Genomic DNA, 22,213 nt, shown 5'->3' on the forward strand with positions numbered 1-22,213 from the left:
TGATCAGGCCATGAACGGCCGGTGAACACGGGCTGGAAAGCATCCGATAGCCTCTGCCGACATGCCGCCCGGGTGCCACCCGAAGGGCGCCACCACCATGCACATGACCGGCGCCCGACGTCGGCACCCAGGGAGTGAGTTCGGTTGCCGACCGCCATCCTCACCGGCTCGCCGGCCCCCGGATCGTCGATCGAGGGCGATCTGCGGTCGCTCGGCTTCGACGTCCGGACCGCCGCCGACACCACCGAGGCGGAGTCACTCCTCGCGGCGGTCCCCGGTGACCAGCGGGTCGCCGTCGTGGACGCCCGCTTCGTGGGCCACCTGCACGCGCTGCGCCTCGGCCTCACCGACCCGCGCTTCCCGCTCGCCGCGGTACCGGGCGCCGTCACCGCGCAGCCGGCCGGCCGCCAGGCCCTGACCCGAGCGGTCGCCCGCGAGCACTCGGCAGGCACCGGCACGACCCTCCTCGGCAGCCTCGCCGACCGCGTCGTCACCGCCCTCGACGCCGACGGCTGCGCCGTGCACCGCCCCGAGCTGGGCAGCCTCGTCGCCACCGTCCCCGCCGACCCGCAGGCCCGCAACGAGGCACGTCAGGCCGTCACCGCCGTGGACGACGAGGCCGTACGCCTGAAGTCGGCGGTGAAGTCCCGCGACGGCTTCTTCACCACCCACTTCATCAGCCCGTACTCCCGCTACATCGCGCGCTGGTGCGCCCGCCACGGCCTCACCCCGAACCAGGTCACCACCGCCTCCCTGCTCACCGCGATCGTCGCGGCGGGCTGCGCGGCCACCGGCACCCGCGGCGGCTATGTCGTGGCCGGCGTGCTGCTCCTCTTCTCCTTCGTCCTCGACTGCGTCGACGGACAGATCGCCCGCTACGCCCTGAAGTACTCCACGCTCGGCGCCTGGCTCGACGCCACCTTCGACCGCGCCAAGGAGTACGCCTACTACGCCGGCCTCGCGCTGGGGGCGGCCCGGGGCGGCGACGACGTATGGGCCCTGGCCCTCGGCGCGATGATCCTCCAGACCTGCCGGCACGTCGTGGACTTCTCGTTCAACGAGGCCAACCACGACGCCACCGCCAACACCAGCCCCACCGCCGCCCTCTCCGACAAGCTCGACAGCGTCGGCTGGACGGTCTGGGTGCGCCGGATGATAGTGCTGCCCATCGGCGAACGATGGGCGATGATCGCCGTCCTCACGGCCGCGACGACCCCCCGGATCACCTTCTACGTCCTTCTCGTCGGCTGTGCCTTCGCGGCGACGTACACGACGGCGGGCCGGGTGCTGCGCTCGCTGACCCGGAAGGCGGAGCGGACGGACCGGGCCGCGCAGGCGCTGGCGGACCTCGCCGACAACGGACCGCTCGCGTCGCTCGTCGCCCGCGTGAGCCCCGGCCGCCTCGGCGCACCGTTCCTGATCGCGCTCGCGGGCACCGCCGTCCTCACCGTGTCCCTCTTCTCCGGGGTCACCTGGGCCCCCGTGGCGGGCGCCTTCGTCTACGCGGTCACCGCCGGCCAGGCCCTGTCCCGCCCCCTCAAGGGCGCCCTCGACTGGCTGGTCCCCCCGCTCTTCCGGGCGGCCGAATACTGCACGGTCCTGATCCTCGCGGTTAAAGCGGAGGTAAACGGAGCCCTTCCAGCGGCTTTCGGCCTGGTGGCCGCCGTCGCCTACCATCACTACGACACGGTGTACCGCATCCGCGGCAACGCCGGGGCGCCCCCGGCCTGGCTGGTGCGCGCCATAGGGGGGCACGAAGGGCGGACGCTGCTCGTCACCGTTCTCGCCGCCGCGCTCACCGCGTCGCAGTTCACGGTCGCGCTCACGGCCCTCGCCGTGGCCGTGGCCCTGCTGGTGCTCCTCGAGAGCATCCGCTTCTGGGTGTCCGCAGGGGCACCCGCCGTACACGATGAAGGAGAACCCGCATGATCGGCCTCGTGCTGGCGGCCGGCGCCGGACGGCGTCTGCGCCCCTACACCGACAGCCTTCCCAAGGCTCTGGTGCCGGTGGGGCCCGCGGGCATAGAGGGCGAACCCACGGTCCTGGACCTGACGCTGGGCAACTTCGCCGAGATCGGTCTGACCGAGGTCGCGATCATCGTCGGCTACCGCAAGGAAGCCGTCTACGACCGCAAGGCGGCCCTGGAGCAGAAGTACGGCCTGAAGCTCACCCTCATCGACAACGACAAGGCCGAGGAGTGGAACAACGCCTACTCCCTCTGGTGCGGACGTGACGCCCTCAAGGACGGCGTGATCCTCGCCAACGGCGACACCGTCCACCCGGTCTCGGTCGAGAAGACGCTGCTGGCCGCCCGCGGCGACGGCAAGAAGATCATCCTCGCGCTGGACACCGTCAAGTCCCTTGCGGACGAGGAGATGAAGGTCGTCGTCGACCCCGCCAAGGGCATGACGAAGATCACCAAGCTGATGGACCCCGCCGAGGCGACGGGTGAGTACATCGGCGTCACCCTCATCGAGGGCGACGCCACCCTCGAACTGGCCGACGCGCTGAAGACGGTGTGGGAGACCGACCCGCAGCAGTTCTACGAGCACGGCTACCAGGAGCTCGTCAACCGCGGCTTCCGGATCGACGTGGCCCCGATCGGCGACGTCAAGTGGGTCGAGATCGACAACCACGAGGATCTGGCCAAGGGGCGTGAGATCGCGTGCCTGTACTGACCCGGCTGATCCCCTCGCCCGTCGTCGTCGACATCCGCCCGGGTGCCCTCGACGACCTGGCCGGCGTCCTCGCCGACCAGCGCATCTCGCACTCCGGCCGGCTCGCCGTCGCGGTCAGCGGCGGCTCCGGCGCCCGGCTGCGCGCCCGCCTCGAACCCAGCCTGCCCGGCGCCACCTGGTACGAGGTCGGCGGCGGCACCCTCGACGACGCGATCGAGCTGGCCGGCGAGATGAAGGCCGGTCACTACGACGCGGTCGTGGGCCTCGGCGGCGGCAAGATCATCGACTGCGCCAAGTTCGCCGCGGCACGCATCGGCCTGCCCCTGGTCGCCGTACCGACGAACCTCGCGCACGACGGCCTGTGCTCGCCCGTCGCCACCCTCGACAACGACGCGGGGCGCGGCTCCTACGGCGTGCCGAACCCGATCGCCGTCGTCATCGACCTCGACGTCATCCGCGAGGCACCGGTCCGCTTCGTGCGGGCGGGCATCGGGGACGCGATCTCCAACATCTCCGCGATCGCGGACTGGGAGCTCGCCAACCGCGTCAAGGGCGAGAAGATCGACGGTCTGGCCGCCGCCATGGCCCGCCAGGCCGGCGAGGCCGTCCTGCGGCACCCGGGCGGGGTCGGCGACAACGCTTTCCTCCAGGTGCTCGCCGAGGCGCTCGTCCTCAGCGGGATCGCCATGTCGGTGTCGGGCGACTCACGCCCCTCCTCCGGCGCCTGCCACGAGATCAACCACGCCTTCGACCTGCTCTTCCCCAAACGCGCGGCCGCCCACGGCGAGCAGTGCGGACTGGGCGCGGCCTTCGCGATGTACCTGCGCGGAGCCCACGAGGAATCGGCCTACATGGCCGAGGTGCTGCGCCGGCACGGACTGCCGGTGCTGCCGGAGGAGATCGGCTTCACGGTGGACGAGTTCGTCCGCGCCGTGGAGTTCGCTCCGGAGACCCGCCCCGGGCGCTACACCATCCTCGAACACCTCGACCTGAAAACCGACCAGATCAAGGACATCTACACCGACTATGTCAAGGCCATCGGTAGCTGAACTCCGTCCCGTCGTCCACCCCGCAGGGGTGAAGGACCGGCGCAGCGGTGAGCACTGGATGGGACGCCTCTACATGCGTGAGGTGTCCCTGCGGGTGGACCGCTACCTGGTGAACACCAGGGTCTCGCCCAACCAGCTCACGTACCTGATGACCGTCTTCGGCGTACTCGCCGCCCCGGCGCTGCTGGTGCCGGGGATCACGGGCGCCGTGCTCGGCGTGGTGTGCGTCCAGATGTACCTGCTGCTGGACTGCGTCGACGGCGAGATCGCCCGCTGGCGCAAGCAGTACTCCCTTGCAGGGGTCTACCTCGACCGGGTCGGTGCCTATCTGACCGACGCCGCCGTGCTCGTCGGCTTCGGGCTGCGCGCCGCCGACCTGTGGGGCAGCGGCCGCATCGACTGGCTGTGGGCCTTCCTCGGGACGCTGGCCGCGCTCGGCGCGATCCTGATCAAGGCAGAGACCGACCTGGTCGGGGTGGCCCGCCACCAGACCGGCAAGGCCCCGGTCCAGGAGTCCGCGGCCGAGATGCGCTCCTCCGGGATGGCGCTGGCCCGCCGGGCCGCCGCCGCCTTCAAGTTCCACCGGCTGATCCTCGGCATCGAGGCGTCGCTGCTGATCCTGGTCCTCGCGATCGTGGACCAGATGCGCGGCGATCTGTTCTACTCGCGGCTCGGCGTCGCCGTACTGGCCGGCATCGCGCTGCTCCAGACCCTGCTGCACCTGGTGTCGATCCTCGCGTCGAGCAGGCTGAAGTGAACGGCATGAAGGTCGGCGCGGTGATCATCACCATGGGCAACCGCCCCGACGAACTGCGGGCGCTGCTCGACTCGGTCGCCAAGCAGGACGGCGACCGGGTCGAGGCGGTCGTGGTCGGCAACGGCTCGCCCGTGCCGGACGTCCCCGAGGGCGTCCGGACCGTGGAACTGCCCGAGAACCTGGGCATCCCCGGCGGCCGCAACGTCGGCCTGGACGCCTTCGGCCCCTCCGGTCGCGATGTCGACATAGTGATGTTCCTCGACGACGACGGGCTCCTCGCCCAGCACGACACCGCCGAGCTGTGCCGGCAGGCCTTCGCCGCCGACCCCGAACTCGGCATCATCAGCTTCCGCATCGCCGACCCGGAGACCGGCGTCACCCAGCGCCGCCATGTCCCGCGCCTGCGCGCCTCGGACCCGATGCGCTCCTCCCGGGTCACCACCTTCCTCGGCGGCGCCAACGCCGTCCGCACGAAGGTCTTCGCCGAGGTCGGCGGACTCCCGGACGAGTTCTTCTACGCCCATGAGGAGACCGACCTCGCCTGGCGGGCCCTGGACGCGGGCTGGATGATCGACTACCGGTCGGACATGGTGCTGTACCACCCCACGACCGCCCCCTCGCGCCACGCGGTCTACCACCGCATGGTCGCCCGCAACCGGGTCTGGCTGGCCCGCCGCAACCTCCCCGCGCCCCTGGTCCCCGTCTACCTCGGCGTATGGCTGCTGCTCACCCTGCTGCGCCGCCCCTCGCGCCCGGCCCTGCAGGCGTGGTTCGGCGGCTTCAAGGAGGGCTGGACCACTCCGTGCGGACCGCGCCGGCCCATCCGGTGGCGTACGGTGTGGCGGCTGACCCGACTGGGCCGTCCTCCCGTGATCTGACAAGCTCGGCAGGCGCTCGACCGCGTGCTCGGCGCGCACACGCCCCCCGGACCGTATCCGTCGGCGGAGACGTGTCGCGTTCTGTAGCACAATTCCGTAAGACGAACGCAAGACGATCGTAAGACGCATCCGAAGAACCGTAAGACGCATCCGAAGACGAGGGCTTCCAGACCTTGAGTGAGACAACGCACGACGGCTCGGTCGCGGTGAGTCCGCGTCCGTCGCCCGACGAAGGCCTCACGGCGGCAGAGCTGTCCGCCAAGTACGGGCTGACCGTGAGCGGTGCCCGCCCCGGACTCGCCGAGTACGTCCGCCAGCTCTGGGGACGCCGGCACTTCATCCTCGCCTTCTCGCAGGCGAAGCTGACGGCCCAGTACAGCCAGGCGAAGCTCGGCCAGCTCTGGCAGGTGGCCACACCGCTGCTGAACGCGGCCGTGTACTTCTTCATCTTCGGCGTCATCCTGAAGGCCAGCCGGGGCATGCCCCGGGACGTGTACATCCCGTTCCTGGTCACGGGCGTGTTCGTGTTCACCTTCACGCAGAGCTCGATCATGGCGGGTGTGCGCGCGATCTCCGGCAACCTCGGCCTGGTGCGCGCGCTGCACTTCCCGCGCGCCTCGCTGCCGATCTCCTTCGCGCTCCAGCAGCTCCAGCAACTGCTGTTCTCGATGCTCGTGCTGTTCCTCATCGTCGTCGGCTTCGGCAGCTACCCCAGCCTGTCCTGGCTGCTGATCGTCCCGGTCCTGCTGCTGCAGTTCCTCTTCAACACCGGGCTCGCGCTGATCGTGGCGCGGATGGGCGCCAAGACCCCGGACCTCGCGCAGTTGATGCCGTTCATCCTGCGCACCTGGATGTACACCTCGGGCGTCATGTTCTCCATCACCACCATCCTGGAGGGCCGCTCCGAGCTGTTCATCCGCGTCCTGCAGGTGAACCCGGCGGCCATCTACATGGACCTGATGCGCTTCGCGCTCATCGACGGCTACGGCTCCTCGAACCTGCCGCCGCACGTGTGGGCCATCGCCGTCTTCTGGGCCGTGGTCCTGTTCGCCGGCGGCTTCGTTTACTTCTGGCAGGCGGAGGAAAGGTACGGCCGTGGCTGAGCAGACCGTCGAGGGGACCCCGCAGGATCAGATCCCCACCGTCATCGCGGACGAGCTGCACATCGTCTACCGGGTGCACGGCGCCAAGACCGGCAAGGGCAGCGCCACCTCCGCCCTCAGCCGCATAGTCAAGCGCGGCGAGGAGCGCGGGGTGCGCAAGGTGCACGCCGTCAGGGGCGTCTCCTTCGTCGCCTACCGCGGCGAGGCCGTCGGTCTGATCGGCTCGAACGGCTCCGGCAAGTCGACCCTGCTGCGCGCCATCGCGGGCCTGCTCCCGGCGGAGAAGGGCAGGGTCTACACCAACGGCCAGCCCTCGCTGCTGGGCGTGAACGCGGCCCTGATGAACGACCTCACCGGCGAGCGGAACGTCATCCTGGGCGGGCTCGCCATGGGCATGTCCCGCGAGCAGGTCAGGGAGCGCTACGAGGAGATCGTCGACTTCTCCGGCATCAACGAGAAGGGCGATTTCATCACCCTCCCGATGCGCACCTACTCCTCGGGCATGGCGGCCCGGCTGCGCTTCTCCATCGCGGCCGCCAAGGACCACGACGTCCTGATGATCGACGAGGCGCTGGCCACCGGCGACCGCAAGTTCCAGGTCCGCTCGGAGGGGCGCATCCGCGAACTGCGCAAGTCCGCGGGCACGGTGTTTCTGGTCAGTCACAACAACAAATCCATCCGCGACACCTGCGACCGGGTGCTGTGGCTGGAACGCGGCGAACTCCGGATGGACGGCCCGACCGACGAGGTCCTCAAGGAGTACGAGAAGTTCACGGGCAAGTAGTCCATCCGCACCCGGGCCAACAGGCCCAGAACGCTTCCCAGGGCCTCGCCGGAACTGCTCCGGCGGGGCCCCGCGTCTGCAAAGGAAACGTCAACTCGGCCCGGCCCAAGGAATCTTGACGCCAATCGGTGTGTTGTTGTGATGTGCAGGACACCCCGAGGAAGCTCGCTGCGTTGTACAACGTAAGCTGTACCGGTGCCGAATAGCGGCAAGTGGGGCGATAATGCGCGACACCCTTCTGCGGGTATCTGTGCGGACGACCGGGCGGCGTGTCCGAAATAGTGTGTATTGGGTCGGCAGTGTAGAACGGGAGATGTGACGGCAATGGCTACGGAAACTCCCCAGCTCACCGAAGCATGCGCCGTCCCCGCCCCTGGCAGCGAGCGGTGACGGGAACCGGCTCCGCCGGCACCGGTGATCCGGAGCGCGGCACACTCGACAAGGCCGCGGGTGAGAACTTCCCCGTGGCACCTTTCTTCCTGCCCAGGGCCTGGCGCACCGATCTCATGGCGGTGTACGGATTCGCCCGCCTCGTCGACGACATCGGCGACGGCGACCTGGCCCTCGGGGGCGCCGACGCCCGCCTGCTCGGCGTGTCGCCCGAGGACGCGGAGGACCGTCTCGTCCTCCTCGACGCCTTCGAGGCCGATCTGCACCGCGTCTTCGACGGCACCCCGAGCCACCCCCTGCTGCGCCGCCTCCAGCCGACCGTCCGCCGGTGCGCACTCACCCCGGAACCCTTCCTCGGCCTGATCGCCGCCAACCGCCAGGACCAGCTCGTCACGCGCTACGAGACCTACGACGATCTCGTCGCCTACTGCGAACTGTCCGCGAACCCGGTCGGCCGCCTGGTCCTCGGTGTCACCGGCACCGAGACCCCCGAGCGGGTCCGGCACTCCGACGCGATCTGTACCGCACTTCAGATCGTCGAACACCTGCAGGACGTGGCCGAGGACCTCGGCCGTGACCGCATCTACCTGCCCGCCCAGGACATGAAGCGCTTTCACGTCCAGGAAGCGGATCTCGCCACGCCCTCCGCGGGCGCATCGGTGCGCGCACTGGTTGCATACGAAGCAGAACGCGCCCGCGATCTCCTGAATGAAGGCGCCCCCCTGGTGGGTAGCGTCCACGGCAGACTGAAGCTGCTGCTCGCGGGGTTCGTGGCGGGGGGAAGGGCGGCGATCCGAGCGATCGTCGCCGCTGAATACGACGTACTTCCCGGCCCACCCAAGCCCGGCAAGATCCAGTTGCTGCGTGAGGTGGGCGTGACTCTGCGAGGAGAGGGGTGATCCGCAGCGTGGAGTCTGCACCGCACATGTCCGCACCGGTACTCGCCGCCTACAGCTACTGCGAGGCCGTCACCGGACAGCAGGCACGTAACTTCGCGTACGGCATCAGACTGCTGCCGACGCCCAAGCGCCGCGCCATGTCGGCGCTGTACGCGTTCTCCCGGCGTGTCGACGACATCGGCGACGGCACGCTGGCGACGGACGTGAAGGCGGCGCGCCTGGAGGACACCCGGGCGCTGCTCACGCGCGTTCGCGAGGGCAAGGTCGAGGAGGACGACACCGACCCGGTCGCGGTCGCCCTCGCGCACACGGCCGAGGCCTTCCCGGTCCCGCTCGACGGCCTGGACGAGCTGATCGACGGCGTCCTGATGGACGTACAGGGCGAGACCTACGAGACCTGGGACGACCTCAAGGTCTACTGCCGGTGTGTCGCGGGTGCGATCGGGCGGCTCTCGCTCGGTGTGTTCGGCACGGAGCCGGGGGCGCGCGGTGTCGAGCGCGCCTCGGAGTACGCCGACACGCTGGGGCTCGCGCTCCAGCTCACCAACATTCTGCGGGACGTCCGTGAGGACGCCGAGGGCGGCCGTACCTATCTGCCCGCCGACGACCTCGCGAAATTCGGCTGCTCGGCCGGGTTCAACGGGCCGAACCCGCCGGCGGGTTCCGACTTCGCGGGTCTCGTGCACTTCGAGGTGCGCCGGGCCCGCACCCTTTTCGCCGAGGGCTACCGGCTGCTCCCCATGCTCGACCGCCGCAGCGGCGCCTGTGTCGCCGCGATGGCCGGCATCTACCGCCGTCTCCTCGACCGCATCGAGCGCGAGCCGGAGGCCGTCCTGCGCGGCCGCGTCTCCCTGCCCGGCCGCGAGAAGGCCTACGTCGCGGTGCGCGGCCTGTCCGGCCTGGACGCCCGGCACGTCACGCGCCGGACCCTCAGGGGGCGCACCTGATGGACAAAGTGGGCCAAGGTGATGTCACCGGAGGAATGCGGCACGCAACCCTCCGGTGCGAAGCGGCGTCCCTGACTGCAACGACCTGCCACGGCGGGTACGCAGGGGGGAGTGCACGATGAGCGAGGGGACGCGGTCCGACGGGCTGCCCGCGGACAAACCGGCGGGTGGGACCGGACGGCATGCCGTCGTGATCGGCGGCGGGCTCGCCGGTGTCACCTCCGCGCTCGCGCTCGCCGACGCCGGAGTCCGCGTCACCCTGCTCGAAGGCCGCCCGCGCCTCGGCGGGCTCGCCTTCTCCTTCCAGCGCGGCGACCTGACCGTCGACAACGGCCAGCATGTGTATCTGCGCTGCTGTACCGCCTACCGCTGGTTCCTCGACCGCATCGAGGGCGCGGCGCTGGCTCCGCTGCAGGATCGTCTCGACGTGCCCGTACTCGACGCGAACCGCCCCGAGGGACGTCGGCTCGGCAGACTGCGGCGCGACCCGCTGCCTGTGCCCCTGCATCTGGGGCGCAGCCTCGCGACCTACCCGCATCTCTCGCTCGCCGAGCGCGCCAGAGTAGGCCGTGCCGCGCTCGCGCTCAAAGGACTCGATCTCGCCGATCCGGCCCTGGACGCGCAGAACTTCGGCAGTTGGCTGACCGCGCACGGTCAGTCGGCGCGTGCCGTCGAGGCACTGTGGGACCTGGTGGGGGTCGCCACCCTCAACGCGGTCGCGGGCGACTCCTCGCTCGCTCTCGCCGCGATGGTGTTCAAGACCGGTCTGCTCTCCGACCCGGGCGCGGCCGACATCGGCTGGGCACACGTCCCGCTGGGCGAACTGCACGACCGGCTCGCCCGCAAGGCGCTCGACTCCGCGGGCGTGCGTACCGAAGTCCGTACACGCGTCACCTCCATCTCCACTGACGAAAACGGACGTTGGAGCGTTCAGGTTCCCGGCGAGAGCATCGAGGCCGACGCCGTCGTGCTCGCCGTACCCCAGCGCGAGGCCCACGATCTGCTGCCCGACGGCGCCCTCGACGACCCCGGGCGGCTGCTCGCGATCGACACCGCACCGATCCTCAACATCCACGTCGTCTACGACCGCAAGGTGCTCACCCGGCCCTTCTTCGCGGCGCTCGGCAGCCCCGTGCAGTGGGTGTTCGACCGGACCGACGCGTCCGGGCTGAAGGACGGCCAGTACCTGGCGCTGTCCCAGTCCGCCGCGCACGACGAGATCGACGAGCCCGTGGCCGCGCTGCGGGAGCGCTACCTCCCCGAGCTGGAGCGGCTGCTGCCCGGGACGCGCGGTGCCGAGGTCAAGGACTTCTTCGTGACCAGGGAGCGCACGGCGACGTTCGCTCCCGCCCCCGGCGTCGGACGGCTGCGGCCCGGCGCCCGCACCAAGGCCCCCGGCCTGTACCTGGCCGGAGCGTGGACCGCCACAGGGTGGCCCGCGACCATGGAGAGTGCGGTCCGCAGTGGGGTGAGCGCGGCGGACGCCGCACTCGCTGCCCTGGGCCGGCCCCGCCCCCGTCACCTCTTCGAGTTCGAGGAGGCGGCGTACTGCATCGTCCCGGGGGACAACCCCCGGACCCCCGGCGGACAGCCGGAGGGGACCGGCGCTTCACTGCGAGGTGGAATCCGGTGAAGGTCGATCAGCATGCGGCAGGTCCCCGCACCCCCGGTAGCACGACAAGAGGAGAGACTGTGCCCACTGTGCCCCCGGCCGAGACGGCTGCCGACGCGGTGGACGTGTCCGCGCTCCTGGAGCGCGGCCGGACCCTTGCCACACCGGTACTGCGGGCGGCCGTGGACCGCCTGGCACCTCCCATGGACACCGTCGCCGCCTACCACTTCGGCTGGATCGACGCCGAGGGCAACCCCGCGGCCGGCGACGGCGGCAAGGCCGTACGCCCCGCGCTCGCCGTGCTCTCCGCCGAGGTCACCGGCGCCGCACCCGAGACCGGCATCCCCGGCGCCGTCGCCGTCGAACTGATCCACAACTTCTCGCTGCTGCACGACGACCTGATGGACGGCGACGAGCAGCGCCGCCACCGCGACACCGTCTGGAAGGTGCACGGCCCCGCCCAGGCCATCCTCGTCGGCGACGCCCTCTTCGCACTGGCCAACGAGGTCCTGCTGGAGCTCGGCAGCGTCGAGGCCGGCCGCGCCACCCGCCGCCTCACCACCGCCACCCGCGCCCTCATCGACGGCCAGGCGCAGGACATCTCCTACGAGCACCGCGACCGCGTCAGCGTCGAGGAGTGCCTGGAGATGGAGGGCAACAAGACCGGCGCCCTGCTCGCCTGCGCCTCCTCCATCGGGGCCGTGCTCGGCGGCGCGGACGACCGCACCGCCGACGTCCTGGAGAAGTACGGCTACCACCTCGGCCTGGCCTTCCAGGCCGTCGACGACCTCCTCGGCATCTGGGGCGACCCGGTGGCCACCGGGAAGCAGACCTGGAGCGATCTGCGCCAGCGCAAGAAGTCCCTGCCCGTGGTGGCGGCGCTCGCGGCGGGCGGACCCGCCTCGGACCGGCTCGGCGAGATCCTCGCCGCCGACGCCAAGAGCAGCGACTTCGAGAACTTCTCCGAGGAGGAGTTCGCGGCCCGCGCCGCGCTCATCGAGGAGGCCGGCGGCCGCGAGTGGACCGCCGAAGAGGCACGCCGTCAGCACACCATCGCCATCGAGGTCCTGGACGCCATCGACATGCCCGACCGGGTTCGGGCGCAGTTCACGGCGCTCGCCGACTTCGTCGTCGTACGAAAGAGATGATCACTATCGGTCGAATAGCCCTCGCGTAGTCGCCGGCCGGTGCTGCGGAGATACGAGCACCGGCCGACGGCGGACCCACAGCAGAGACATGCCACTGCACGAAGGGGAAGCCATGACAGCGACGACCGACGGAAGCACCGGGGCCATGCAGCCCCGGGTTGCCGCGGCCAGCGAAACCGACATCAACACCCCCGTGGCGGCCGGGGTGCACGACGCCGCCGCACTCGCGGTACAACGCGCCACCGACTTCCTCCTCTCGCAGCAGGACGCCCAGGGCTGGTGGAAGGGCGAACTCGAGACGAACGTCACGATGGACGCCGAGGATCTGTTGCTCCGTCAGTTCCTGGGCATCCGCGACGAGTCGACGACCCAGGCCGCCGCACTCTTCATCCGCGGCGAACAGCGCGAGGACGGCACCTGGGCCAGTTTCTACGGCGGCCCGGGCGAACTCTCCACCACCATCGAGGCGTACGTCGCCCTCCGGCTGGCCGGTGACGCGCCGGACGCCCCGCACATGGCGAAGGCGTCCGCGTGGGTCCGCGAGCGGGGCGGGATCGCCTCGGCCCGGGTCTTCACCCGGATCTGGCTCGCGCTGTTCGGCTGGTGGAAGTGGGACGACCTGCCCGAACTCCCGCCGGAACTCCTCTACTTCCCCACCTGGGTACCGCTCAACATCTACGACTTCGGATGCTGGGCCCGGCAGACCATCGTGCCGCTGACGGTGGTCTCCGCGAAGCGGCCGGTACGGCCCGCGCCCTTCCCGCTCGACGAACTGCACACCGACGCGGACAACCCGAACCCGGTCAAGCCCCTTGCCCCGGTGGCGAGTTGGGACGGGGCCTTCCAGCGGATCGACAAGGCGCTGCACCTCTACCGCAAGGTGGCGCCGCGCAAGCTGCGCGGCGCTGCCATGAAGGCGGCCGCGCGCTGGATCATCGAGCGGCAGGAGAACGACGGCTGCTGGGGCGGCATCCAGCCGCCGGCCGTGTACTCGGTGATCGCCCTGCATCTGCTCGGCTACGACCTCGAACACCCCGTGATGCGCGCGGGACTTGAGTCGCTGGACCGGTTCGCCGTCTGGCGCGAGGACGGGGCCCGGATGATCGAGGCCTGCCAGTCCCCGGTATGGGACACCTGCCTCGCCACCATCGCGCTCGCCGATGCGGGCGTGCCCGCCGACCACCCCCAACTGGTCAAGGCCGCCGACTGGATGCTCGGGGAGGAGATCGTCCGACCCGGCGACTGGGCGGTCAAGCGGCCCCAACTGCCGCCCGGCGGCTGGGCGTTCGAGTTCCACAACGACAACTACCCCGACATCGACGACACCGCCGAGGTCGTGCTCGCGCTGCGCCGGGTCAGACATCACGACCCGGAGCGACTCGATCGGGCCGCCGGACGCGCGGTCCGCTGGAACCTCGGAATGCAGTCCAAGAACGGCGGTTGGGGCGCCTTCGACGTCGACAACACCAGCCCGTTCCCCAACCGGCTGCCGTTCTGCGACTTCGGCGAGGTCATCGACCCGCCGTCGGCCGACGTCACCGCGCACGTCGTCGAGATGCTCGCCGTCGAGGGCCTCGCCCACGACCCGCGCACCCGGCGCGGCATCGAGTGGCTGCTCGCCGAACAGGAGCCGGACGGCTCGTGGTTCGGCCGCTGGGGCGTCAACTACGTCTACGGCACCGGGTCCGTCGTCCCCGCGCTCGCCGCCGCCGGAATCCCCGGCTCGCACCCCGCGATCCGCCGCGCGGTGACCTGGCTGGAGAGCGTGCAGAACGAGGACGGCGGCTGGGGCGAGGATCTGCGCTCCTACAAGTACGCCAAGGAATGGAGCGGCCGGGGCGCCTCCACCGCCTCGCAGACGGCCTGGGCGCTGATGGCCCTGCTCGCGGCGGGGGAGCACGACTCCAAAGCCGTCGAACGCGGCGTCGAGTGGCTCGCGACGACCCAGCGGGAGGACGGCTCCTGGGACGAGCCCTACTTCACCGGCACGGGCTTCCCGTGGGACTTCTCCATCAACTACCACCTCTACCGGCAGGTGTTCCCGCTCACCGCGCTCGGGCGCTTCGTGCACGGAGAACCGTTCAGCCAGAGCTCGTTCTCCCCGGCCAAGGGGGGCTGATGAGCCAACAGCCCGCCGGACCGCCGCTGTTGATCGCCTGCGCGCTCGGCATCGAGCACCTCGCCCTGCGCGCCGGCGACCGCTCCGGCGCCGACGGGCCGGTCACCTTCCTCAGGACGGGGATGGGGCCACAGGCGGCCGAGGAGGCCGTCACCCGGCGCCTCGCCGACCCGGCGCTGTCCGGGGCCGCCGTACTGGCCACGGGCTTCTGCGCCGGACTCGCCCCCGGCATGCACCCCGGCGACCTGGTCGTCGCCGAGGAGACCCGGGACCCGCGCGGAACCGTTCCGTGCGTCGCCACCGAACTGCTCGTCAAGGAACTGGTGCGAGCCCTGCCCGGACGCACCGTCCACACCGGCCCCCTCACCGGCTCCGATCACATCGTCCGCGGACAGGAACGGTCGGATCTGCTCGCGACCGGCGCGATCGCGGTCGACATGGAGTCGGCGGCCACGCTGCTGAGCGCCGTGCGTACGGGCACGCGCCCGGTTGCGGCCGTACGGGTGGTCGTGGACGCTCCTGAACATGAACTCGTCCGGATCGGCACGGTGCGCGGTGGAATATCGGCTTTCCGCGTTCTTCGATCCGTTCTTCCCGCTTTTTTCGAATGGCACCGTTCTTTGCTGCTCCCTCGGAGGTGAGCCAGATGGCCATGCCGCTGCGCCAGACAATCAAGGTCGCTACATACTTGGCTGAACAGAAGCTCCGCAAGCGGGACAAGTTCCCCCTGATCGTGGAGCTGGAACCGCTCTTCGCGTGCAACCTGAAGTGCGAGGGCTGCGGCAAGATCCAGCACCCGGCGGGCGTGCTCAAGCAGCGCATGCCGGTGGCGCAGGCCGTCGGGGCGGTGCTCGAATCCGGTGCGCCGATGGTGTCCATCGCGGGCGGCGAGCCCCTGATGCACCCTCAGATCGACGAGATCGTGCGGCAGTTGGTGGCGAAGAAGAAGTACGTCTTCCTCTGCACCAACGCCATGCTGCTGCGCAAGAAGCTCGACAAGTTCAAGCCCTCCCCGTACTTCGCCTTCGCCGTGCACATCGACGGGCTGCGCGAGCGGCACGACGAGTCCGTGGCGAAGGAGGGCGTGTTCGACGAGGCCGTGGAGGCGATGAAGGAGGCCAAGAAGCGCGGCTTCCGGGTCACCACCAACTCGACCTTCTTCAACACGGACACCCCGCAGACCATCATCGAGGTCCTCAACTTCCTCAACGACGACATCAAGGTCGACGAGATGATGATCTCGCCCGCCTACGCCTACGAGAAGGCGCCCGACCAGGAGCACTTCCTGGGCGTCGCGCAGACCCACGAGCTGTTCAAGAAGGCCTTCGCGGGCGGCAACCGCAGGAAGTGGCGGCTCAACCACTCCCCGCTCTTCCTGGACTTCCTGGAGGGCAAGGTCGACTTCCCGTGCACGGCCTGGGCGATCCCGAACTACTCGCTCTTCGGCTGGCAGCGCCCCTGCTACCTGATGAGCGACGGGTACGTGCCCACGTACCGGGAGCTGATCGAGGAGACCGACTGGGACAAGTACGGCCGCGGCAAGGACCCGCGCTGCGCCAACTGCATGGCGCACTGCGGCTACGAGCCCACCGCCGTCCTCGCCACCATGGGCTCCCTCAAGGAGTCCCTGCGGGCCATGCGCGAGACCGTCGCCGGAAACCGCGACTGACGTCATGACCGCAGTAGCCCTGGGCGTCCCCGAGATGCCGGTCCGGCCGATCGCCGAGCGACGTGTGTCGCGACGCATCGAGGTCGGGCCGGTGGCGGTCGGGGGCGGGGCCCCCGTCTCGGTCCAGTCGATGACCACGACCCGTACGTCGGACATCGGCGCCACCCTCCAGCAGATCGCCGAACTCACCGCGTCCGGCTGCCAGATCGTCCGCGTCGCCTGCCCCACGCAGGACGACGCGGACGCGCTGGCCACCATCGCCCGCAAGTCGCAGATCCCGGTCATCGCGGACATCCACTTCCAGCCGAAGTACGTTTTCGCCGCAATCGAGGCCGGCTGCGCGGCAGTTCGCGTCAATCCCGGCAACATCAAGCAGTTCGACGACAAGGTCAAGGAGATCGCGCGGGCCGCCAAGGACCACGGCACGCCGATCCGGATCGGGGTCAACGCCGGTTCTCTGGACAGGCGGTTGCTCCAGAAGTACGGCAAGGCGACGCCCGAGGCGCTCGTCGAGTCGGCCCTGTGGGAGGCCTCGCTCTTCGAGGAGCACGGCTTCGGCGACATCAAGATCTCGGTGAAGCACAACGACCCCGTGGTGATGGTCAACGCCTACCGGCTGCTGGCCGCGCAGAGCGACTACCCGCTGCACCTCGGGGTCACCGAGGCCGGTCCCGCCTTCCAGGGCACGATCAAGTCGGCGGTCGCCTTCGGGGCGCTGCTCAGCGAGGGCATCGGCGACACGATCCGGGTGTCGTTGTCCGCCCCGCCGGTCGAGGAGGTCAAGGTCGGCCTCCAGATCCTGGAGTCGCTGAACCTCAAGCCCCGCCGGCTGGAGATCGTGTCGTGCCCGTCCTGCGGGCGCGCCCAGGTGGACGTCTACAAGCTCGCCGACGAGGTCACGGCCGGGCTTGAGGGCATGGAGGTGCCGTTGCGCGTCGCGGTCATGGGCTGCGTCGTCAACGGACCCGGCGAGGCGCGGGAGGCGGACCTGGGGGTCGCCTCCGGCAACGGCAAGGGCCAGATCTTCGTCAAGGGCGAGGTCATCAAGACCGTGCCCGAGTCGAAGATCGTGGAGACCCTCATCGAGGAGGCGATGAAGATCGCCGAGCAGATGGAGCAGGACGGCGTCGCGGCGGGGGAACCGGCCGTCACCGTGAGCTGAAACAGCACGGACCGAAGGGGGCCCGACGTGACGATTCTGGAGAGCATCCGGCAACCACGCGACCTGAAGTCGCTGTCCGAGGCGGAACTCGGCGAACTGTCCGAAGAGATAAGGGAGTTCCTGGTCCACGCGGTGGCCAGAACCGGCGGCCACCTCGGGCCCAACCTGGGTGTCGTGGAACTGACCATCGCGCTCCACCGGGTCTTCGAGTCACCGGTCGACCGCATCGTCTGGGACACGGGCCACCAGAGCTATGTCCACAAGCTTCTGACGGGCCGTCAGGACTTCTCGAAACTGCGCGGCAAGGGCGGCCTGTCCGGCTACCCCTCCCGCGAGGAGTCCGAGCACGACATCGTCGAGAACAGCCACGCCTCCACCGCGCTCGGCTGGGCCGACGGACTCGCCAAGGCCCGCCAGGTGCAGGGCAAGAAGGGCCATGTCGTCGCGGTCATCGGCGACGGCGCGCTCACCGGCGGCATGGCCTGGGAGGCGCTGAACAACATCGCCGCCGCCAAGGACCGCCCGCTGATCATCGTCGTCAACGACAACGAGCGCTCCTACTCGCCCACCATCGGCGGCCTCGCCAACCATCTGGCCACCCTGCGCACGACCGACGGCTACGAGAAGGTCCTCGCCTGGGGCAAGGAGGTCCTGCTGCGCACCCCGGTTGTCGGCAACACGGTCTACGAGTCGCTGCACGGCGCGAAAAAGGGGTTCAAGGACGCGTTCGCCCCGCAGGGCATGTTCGAGGACCTGGGCCTCAAGTACGTCGGCCCGATCGACGGACACGACATCGGCGCCGTCGAGTCCGCGCTGCGCCGTGCGAAACGCTTCCACGGCCCGGTCCTCGTCCACTGCCTCACGGAGAAGGGGCGCGGCTACGAACCCGCCCTCGCCCACGAGGAGGACCACTTCCACACCGTCGGCGTGATGGACCCGCTCACCTGCGCACCGCTCGTGCCCTCCAACGGCCCTTCCTGGACCAGCGTGTTCGGCGACGAGATCCTGCGCATCGGGGAAGAGCGGGACGACGTCGTGGCCATCACGGCGGCCATGCTGCACCCGGTCGGCCTCGGCAAGTTCGCCGCGAAGTTCCCCGACCGGGTCTGGGACGTCGGCATCGCCGAACAGCACGCGGCCGTGTCGGCGGCGGGCCTCGCGACCGGCGGACTGCATCCCGTCGTCGCCGTCTACGCCACTTTCCTCAACCGCGCCTTCGACCAGCTCCTCATGGACGTGGCGCTGCACCGCTGCGGGGTGACGTTCGTCCTGGACCGTGCCGGGGTCACGGGAGTTGACGGAGCGTCACACAACGGCATGTGGGACATGTCCATCCTCCAGGTCGTGCCCGGCCTGCGGATCGCCGCCCCGCGCGACGCCGACCAACTCCGCGCCCAGTTGCGGGAGGCGGTCGCCGTCGACGACGCGCCGACCCTCGTCCGCTTCCCGAAGGAGTCGGTCGGACCGGAGATCCCCGCGATCGACCGTGTGGGCGGCCTCGACGTCCTGCACCGGGGCGCGGGGACACCCGAGGTGCTGCTCGTCGCCGTAGGAGTGATGGCACCCGTCTGCCTCCAGGCCGCCGAACTCCTCGAAGCGCGCGGCATCAACTGCACGGTCGTGGACCCCCGTTGGGTCAAGCCCGTCGACCCGGCGCTCCCCGGCCTCGCCGCCGAACACCGCCTCGTGGCCGTCGTCGAGGACAACAGCCGCGCCTCCGGCGTCGGCGCCGCCGTGGCGCTGGCCCTCGGGGACGCCGAAGTCGACGTGCCCGTACGGCGGTTCGGCATCCCGGAGCAGTTCCTCGCGCACGCCAAACGCGGCGAGGTGCTCGCCGACATCGGCCTCACACCCGTCGAGGTCGCCGGACGGATCAGCGCAAGCCTGGCGGTCAAGGACGCGAACGCCGGCACAGCCAAGGAGAAACCCGAATGACCAAGGAGTTCGATCTCACCGCGCTCTTGGCCGAGCGCGGAGCCGAGCGCTACGAGCTGCACACCAAGTACCTCAACCACCAGCTCCCGCGCATGCTGCACACCATCGGCTTCGACAAGGTCTACGAGCGGGGCGAGGGCGCCTACTTCTGGGACGCGGACGGCAACGACTACCTGGACATGCTCGCCGGGTTCGGGGTGATGGGCCTGGGCCGCCACCACCCCGTCGTCCGCAAGGCGGTGCACGATGTCCTGGACGCCCAGCTCGCCGACCTCACCCGCTTCGACTGCCAGCCGCTGCCCGGCCTGCTCGCCGAGAAGCTCCTCACCCACAGTCCGCACCTGGACCGGGTGTTCTTCGGCAACAGCGGTACGGAGGCGGTCGAGACCGCGCTCAAGTTCGCCCGGTACGCCACCGGGAAGCCGCGCGTCCTGTACTGCGACCACGCCTTCCACGGCCTGACCACCGGCTCACTCTCGGTCAACGGCGAGGACGGCTTCCGGGACGGCTTCGCCCCGCTGCTGCCCGACACCGCCGTGCCGCTCGGCGATCTCGACGCCCTGGCACGGGAGTTGAAGAAGGGCGACGTCGCCGCCCTCGTCGTCGAGCCGATCCAGGGCAAGGGTGTGCACGAGGCGCCGCCCGGCTATCTGCGCGCGGCGCAGGAACTCCTGCGCCGGCACAAGGCGTTGCTCATCGCCGACGAGGTGCAGACCGGTCTGGGCCGTACCGGCGACTTCTACGCCTACCAGCACGAGGACGGCGTGGAACCGGACTTGGTGTGTGTGGCCAAGGCGCTGTCCGGCGGCTATGTGCCGGTCGGCGCGACCCTCGGCAAGGACTGGATCTTCAAGAAGGTCTACTCGTCCATGGACCGGGTGCTGGTCCACTCGGCGAGCTTCGGGTCCAACGCCCAGGCCATGGCGGCAGGCCTCGCGGTGCTGTCCGTCATGGAGAACGAGCAGATCGTGGCCAACGCCCGTGCCACGGGGGACCAGTTGAGGACCCGGCTCGCCGCGCTGGTCGACAAGTACGAGCTGCTCGCCGATGTCCGCGGCCGGGGCCTGATGATCGGCATCGAGTTCGGGAAGCCCAAGTCGCTGAAGCTGCGCAGCCGTTGGACCATGCTGCAGGCCGCGCGCAAGGGACTGTTCGCGCAGATGGTGGTCGTACCGCTGCTCCAGCGGCACCGCATCCTCACCCAGGTCTCCGGCGACCACCTGGAGGTCATCAAGCTGATCCCGCCGCTGATCATCGGGGAGCGCGAGGTGGACCGGTTCGTGGACGCCTTCACGGCCGTGATGGACGACGCGCACAGTGGCGGCGGGCTGATGTGGGACTTCAGCCGGACGCTCGTCAAGCAGGCGGTGGCCAACCGCTGAGCCGTCAGGACGGGGCTTTTGCCTCTGTGGCAAGAAATTTGCCGCAGAGGCAATCCTGCGGCTGAATGGAGAGCATGAGCTCTCCCGAGACAGAGCCGGAACCGTCGGCCGGACCGGCCGACGACCTGCCGGCCACCGTCGCCCCGCAGCTCCGCGCCCTGCGCCGCCGCGCCTCCCTCACCCTGGAGGCAGCCGCCCGCTCGGCCGGACTCTCGCCCGCCCATCTCTCCCGACTGGAGACCGGGCAGCGCCAGCCCTCGCTGCCGATGCTGCTCGCGCTGGCCCGTATCTACGGTACGACAGTCTCGGATCTGCTCGGTGAGACGGTCACCGACCGGGAAGCCGTCGTACGAGCCGCCGACATGGAACCGACCCACGCCGGCGGCTGGACGTACTGGCAGGCCGGCGCCCACGGCCGCGGGATGCAGTCGCTGCGCGTCCGCATCCCGCACGGCTCGCAGGGCGACATCGTGCGCGTGCACCCCGGCGAGGAGTGGCTCTACGTCCTCAAGGGCCGGCTGCGGCTGCGCCTCGGCGACACCGCGCACCTCCTCGGGCCGGGCGACAGCGCCCACTTCGACTCGCTCACCCCGCACCGGCTCGCCGCCGCCGACGAGTCCGGCGTCGAGGTCCTGTTCGTCCACACCCTGCTGCAGAGCCCCACGGCCGCCCTGTGCCTGGGCCCGATCACCGGAGAGACGCCATGAGCGGCAACAACATCGAGGACAAGTTCCCCCGCGCCCTGTGGGTACGGCTCATCATCTACATCGCAGTCGGCCACCTCTTCGCGGCCTTCATCTACCTGCTGTTCTCCGTGGGCGCCAAGTAGCCCGCCGAAGCCGCGCGTTCAGTCGAGCAGGCGCTCGCGCAGCCGCTCCCGGATCTCAGGGGTGATCCCCAGACCCTGCTCCAGATAGGCGTCGACACTGCCCCAGGTCTCCTCGGCGGTCTCGAAGGCCGCCGTCAGATACTCGGCGCGGGCGTCGAAGAGGGGGCCGAGGAGCTCCATCACCTCGGGGGAGTAGCCGGCGGCGGAGGAGCTGCTGCGGCGCACCTGGTAGCGGCGGTGCTTCGCGTTCGACTCCAGGTAGTCGGTCACGATCGCCTCGCGCTCCACGCCCAGGGCGAGCAGCGTCACGGCTATCGACAGGCCCGCGCGGTCCTTGCCCGCCGCGCAGTGCATCAGCGCGGGAACACTGTCCTCGGCGAGCGAGCGCAGCACCTGGGAGTGCTCGGCGGTGCGCTCCTTGACGATCGTGCGGTACGAGGCGATCATCCGGTTCGCGCCCTTGTCGCCGCCGAGGATCTCGCGCAACTGCTCGATCTCGCCGTCGCGGACCATCTTCCAGAACTCGGAGCCGTCCGCCGGGTCGCTCAGCGGCAGGTTCACATTGCGCACGCCGGGCAGCTCGACGTCGGGACCCTCCAGCTTCTGGTCCGACGCGTTGCGGAAGTCGAAGATCGTGTGCAGACCCAGCGAGTCGAGGAACGCGGCGTCCTCCTCGGTCGCGTGCGCGAGATGGCCGCTGCGGAACAACACCCCGTGCCGCACTCGCCGTCCGTCCGCCGTCGGAAGTCCGCCCACGTCCCGGAAATTGCGCACTCCGGACAACTCCGGCTCGGTCGACGGAATCTGCTGCGTCACGAGGACTCCTCCCACTCGGCCCGACGGCGCGGCTCACCGGCGGGCACGTTCTCGAC

The 22,213-nt window shown here is 70.1% G+C and carries 21 protein-coding genes; 20 read left to right on the forward strand and 1 reads right to left on the reverse strand.

The features are described 5' to 3' along the window. Window positions 1-144 precede the first annotated feature (144 nt). The 20 genes from OG223_RS44280 to OG223_RS44370 all read left to right on the forward strand — a co-directional run bounded on the left by OG223_RS44280 (window position 145) and on the right by OG223_RS44370 (window position 21,341). Complete coding sequence (locus OG223_RS44280; protein ID WP_329261877.1) at window positions 145-1,929, forward strand: DUF5941 domain-containing protein; 1,785 nt, start codon at window positions 145-147, stop codon at window positions 1,927-1,929. After that, window positions 1,926-2,678: a phosphocholine cytidylyltransferase family protein gene (locus tag OG223_RS44285; protein ID WP_329261879.1), complete on the forward strand. Its 753-nt coding sequence runs from the start codon at window positions 1,926-1,928 to the stop codon at window positions 2,676-2,678. The genes OG223_RS44280 and OG223_RS44285 overlap by 4 nt, the downstream gene beginning before the upstream one ends. Next, window positions 2,666-3,727, forward strand: a complete 1,062-nt coding sequence (locus tag OG223_RS44290; protein ID WP_329261882.1) for an iron-containing alcohol dehydrogenase family protein — start codon at window positions 2,666-2,668, stop codon at window positions 3,725-3,727. The genes OG223_RS44285 and OG223_RS44290 overlap by 13 nt, the downstream gene beginning before the upstream one ends. Continuing rightward, entirely contained in the window at window positions 3,705-4,484 is a 780-nt protein-coding gene (locus OG223_RS44295; RefSeq protein ID WP_317880951.1) for a CDP-alcohol phosphatidyltransferase family protein, read from the forward strand. The genes OG223_RS44290 and OG223_RS44295 overlap by 23 nt, the downstream gene beginning before the upstream one ends. Window positions 4,485-4,489: 5 nt before the next feature. Next, window positions 4,490-5,362, forward strand: a complete 873-nt coding sequence (locus OG223_RS44300; RefSeq protein WP_329265802.1) for a glycosyltransferase family 2 protein — start codon at window positions 4,490-4,492, stop codon at window positions 5,360-5,362. Window positions 5,363-5,535: 173 nt separating this feature from the next. Next, on the forward strand, window positions 5,536-6,465 hold the full coding sequence (locus OG223_RS44305) for an ABC transporter permease (protein ID WP_329261890.1): 930 nt from the start codon (window positions 5,536-5,538) through the stop codon (window positions 6,463-6,465). Then, window positions 6,458-7,249: an ABC transporter ATP-binding protein gene (locus tag OG223_RS44310; RefSeq protein ID WP_329261892.1), complete on the forward strand. Its 792-nt coding sequence runs from the start codon at window positions 6,458-6,460 to the stop codon at window positions 7,247-7,249. Before OG223_RS44305 ends, OG223_RS44310 begins: the two co-directional genes overlap by 8 nt. A 356-nt stretch (window positions 7,250-7,605) precedes the next feature. Then, window positions 7,606-8,538, forward strand: coding sequence for a squalene synthase HpnC (hpnC, locus tag OG223_RS44315; RefSeq protein ID WP_443073800.1), 933 nt, complete (start codon window positions 7,606-7,608; stop codon window positions 8,536-8,538). Then, entirely contained in the window at window positions 8,535-9,485 is a 951-nt protein-coding gene (hpnD, locus tag OG223_RS44320) for a presqualene diphosphate synthase HpnD (RefSeq protein ID WP_329261894.1), read from the forward strand. Before hpnC ends, hpnD begins: the two co-directional genes overlap by 4 nt. Before the next feature lie 35 nt (window positions 9,486-9,520). Further along, on the forward strand, window positions 9,521-9,607 hold the full coding sequence (locus tag OG223_RS54030; protein WP_443073870.1) for a hypothetical protein: 87 nt from the start codon (window positions 9,521-9,523) through the stop codon (window positions 9,605-9,607). Then, window positions 9,604-11,118, forward strand: coding sequence for a hydroxysqualene dehydroxylase HpnE (gene hpnE, locus OG223_RS44325; RefSeq protein WP_329261896.1), 1,515 nt, complete (start codon window positions 9,604-9,606; stop codon window positions 11,116-11,118). Before OG223_RS54030 ends, hpnE begins: the two co-directional genes overlap by 4 nt. Then, window positions 11,115-12,245 (forward strand): polyprenyl synthetase family protein, encoded by a 1,131-nt coding sequence (locus OG223_RS44330; RefSeq protein WP_329261898.1) that lies wholly within the window; start codon window positions 11,115-11,117, stop codon window positions 12,243-12,245. The genes hpnE and OG223_RS44330 overlap by 4 nt, the downstream gene beginning before the upstream one ends. A gap of 112 nt (window positions 12,246-12,357) precedes the next feature. Continuing rightward, on the forward strand, window positions 12,358-14,364 hold the full coding sequence (gene shc / locus OG223_RS44335) for a squalene--hopene cyclase (protein WP_329261901.1): 2,007 nt from the start codon (window positions 12,358-12,360) through the stop codon (window positions 14,362-14,364). After that, the gene (locus tag OG223_RS44340; RefSeq protein ID WP_329261903.1) at window positions 14,364-15,005 is read left to right on the forward strand and encodes a phosphorylase family protein; all 642 of its coding nucleotides are present in this window, start codon (window positions 14,364-14,366) and stop codon (window positions 15,003-15,005) included. Before shc ends, OG223_RS44340 begins: the two co-directional genes overlap by 1 nt. A gap of 5 nt (window positions 15,006-15,010) precedes the next feature. Continuing rightward, window positions 15,011-16,033, forward strand: a complete 1,023-nt coding sequence (hpnH, locus tag OG223_RS44345; RefSeq protein ID WP_019069695.1) for an adenosyl-hopene transferase HpnH — start codon at window positions 15,011-15,013, stop codon at window positions 16,031-16,033. 4 nt (window positions 16,034-16,037) lie between these two features. After that, entirely contained in the window at window positions 16,038-17,195 is a 1,158-nt protein-coding gene (ispG, locus tag OG223_RS44350; RefSeq protein WP_329261912.1) for a flavodoxin-dependent (E)-4-hydroxy-3-methylbut-2-enyl-diphosphate synthase, read from the forward strand. Window positions 17,196-17,222: 27 nt separating this feature from the next. Continuing rightward, entirely contained in the window at window positions 17,223-19,130 is a 1,908-nt protein-coding gene (gene dxs, locus OG223_RS44355; protein ID WP_329261915.1) for a 1-deoxy-D-xylulose-5-phosphate synthase, read from the forward strand. Continuing rightward, the gene (locus tag OG223_RS44360; protein WP_329261917.1) at window positions 19,127-20,512 is read left to right on the forward strand and encodes an aspartate aminotransferase family protein; all 1,386 of its coding nucleotides are present in this window, start codon (window positions 19,127-19,129) and stop codon (window positions 20,510-20,512) included. The genes dxs and OG223_RS44360 overlap by 4 nt, the downstream gene beginning before the upstream one ends. A 74-nt stretch (window positions 20,513-20,586) precedes the next feature. Beyond that, window positions 20,587-21,219 (forward strand): helix-turn-helix domain-containing protein, encoded by a 633-nt coding sequence (locus OG223_RS44365; protein ID WP_329261920.1) that lies wholly within the window; start codon window positions 20,587-20,589, stop codon window positions 21,217-21,219. Further along, on the forward strand, window positions 21,216-21,341 hold the full coding sequence (locus OG223_RS44370; RefSeq protein ID WP_043671431.1) for a DUF6126 family protein: 126 nt from the start codon (window positions 21,216-21,218) through the stop codon (window positions 21,339-21,341). The genes OG223_RS44365 and OG223_RS44370 overlap by 4 nt, the downstream gene beginning before the upstream one ends. Before the next feature lie 18 nt (window positions 21,342-21,359). Here the strand turns inward: OG223_RS44370 and OG223_RS44375 are convergent, their stop codons facing one another. After that, on the reverse strand, window positions 21,360-22,157 hold the full coding sequence (locus OG223_RS44375) for a tyrosine-protein phosphatase (RefSeq protein ID WP_329261925.1): 798 nt from the start codon (window positions 22,155-22,157) through the stop codon (window positions 21,360-21,362). Between the last annotated feature and the right edge of the window lie 56 nt (window positions 22,158-22,213).

The sequence above is a fragment of the Streptomyces sp. NBC_01478 genome (genome assembly GCF_036227225.1).
In the GTDB taxonomy this organism is placed as follows: Bacteria; Actinomycetota; Actinomycetes; order Streptomycetales; family Streptomycetaceae; genus Streptomyces.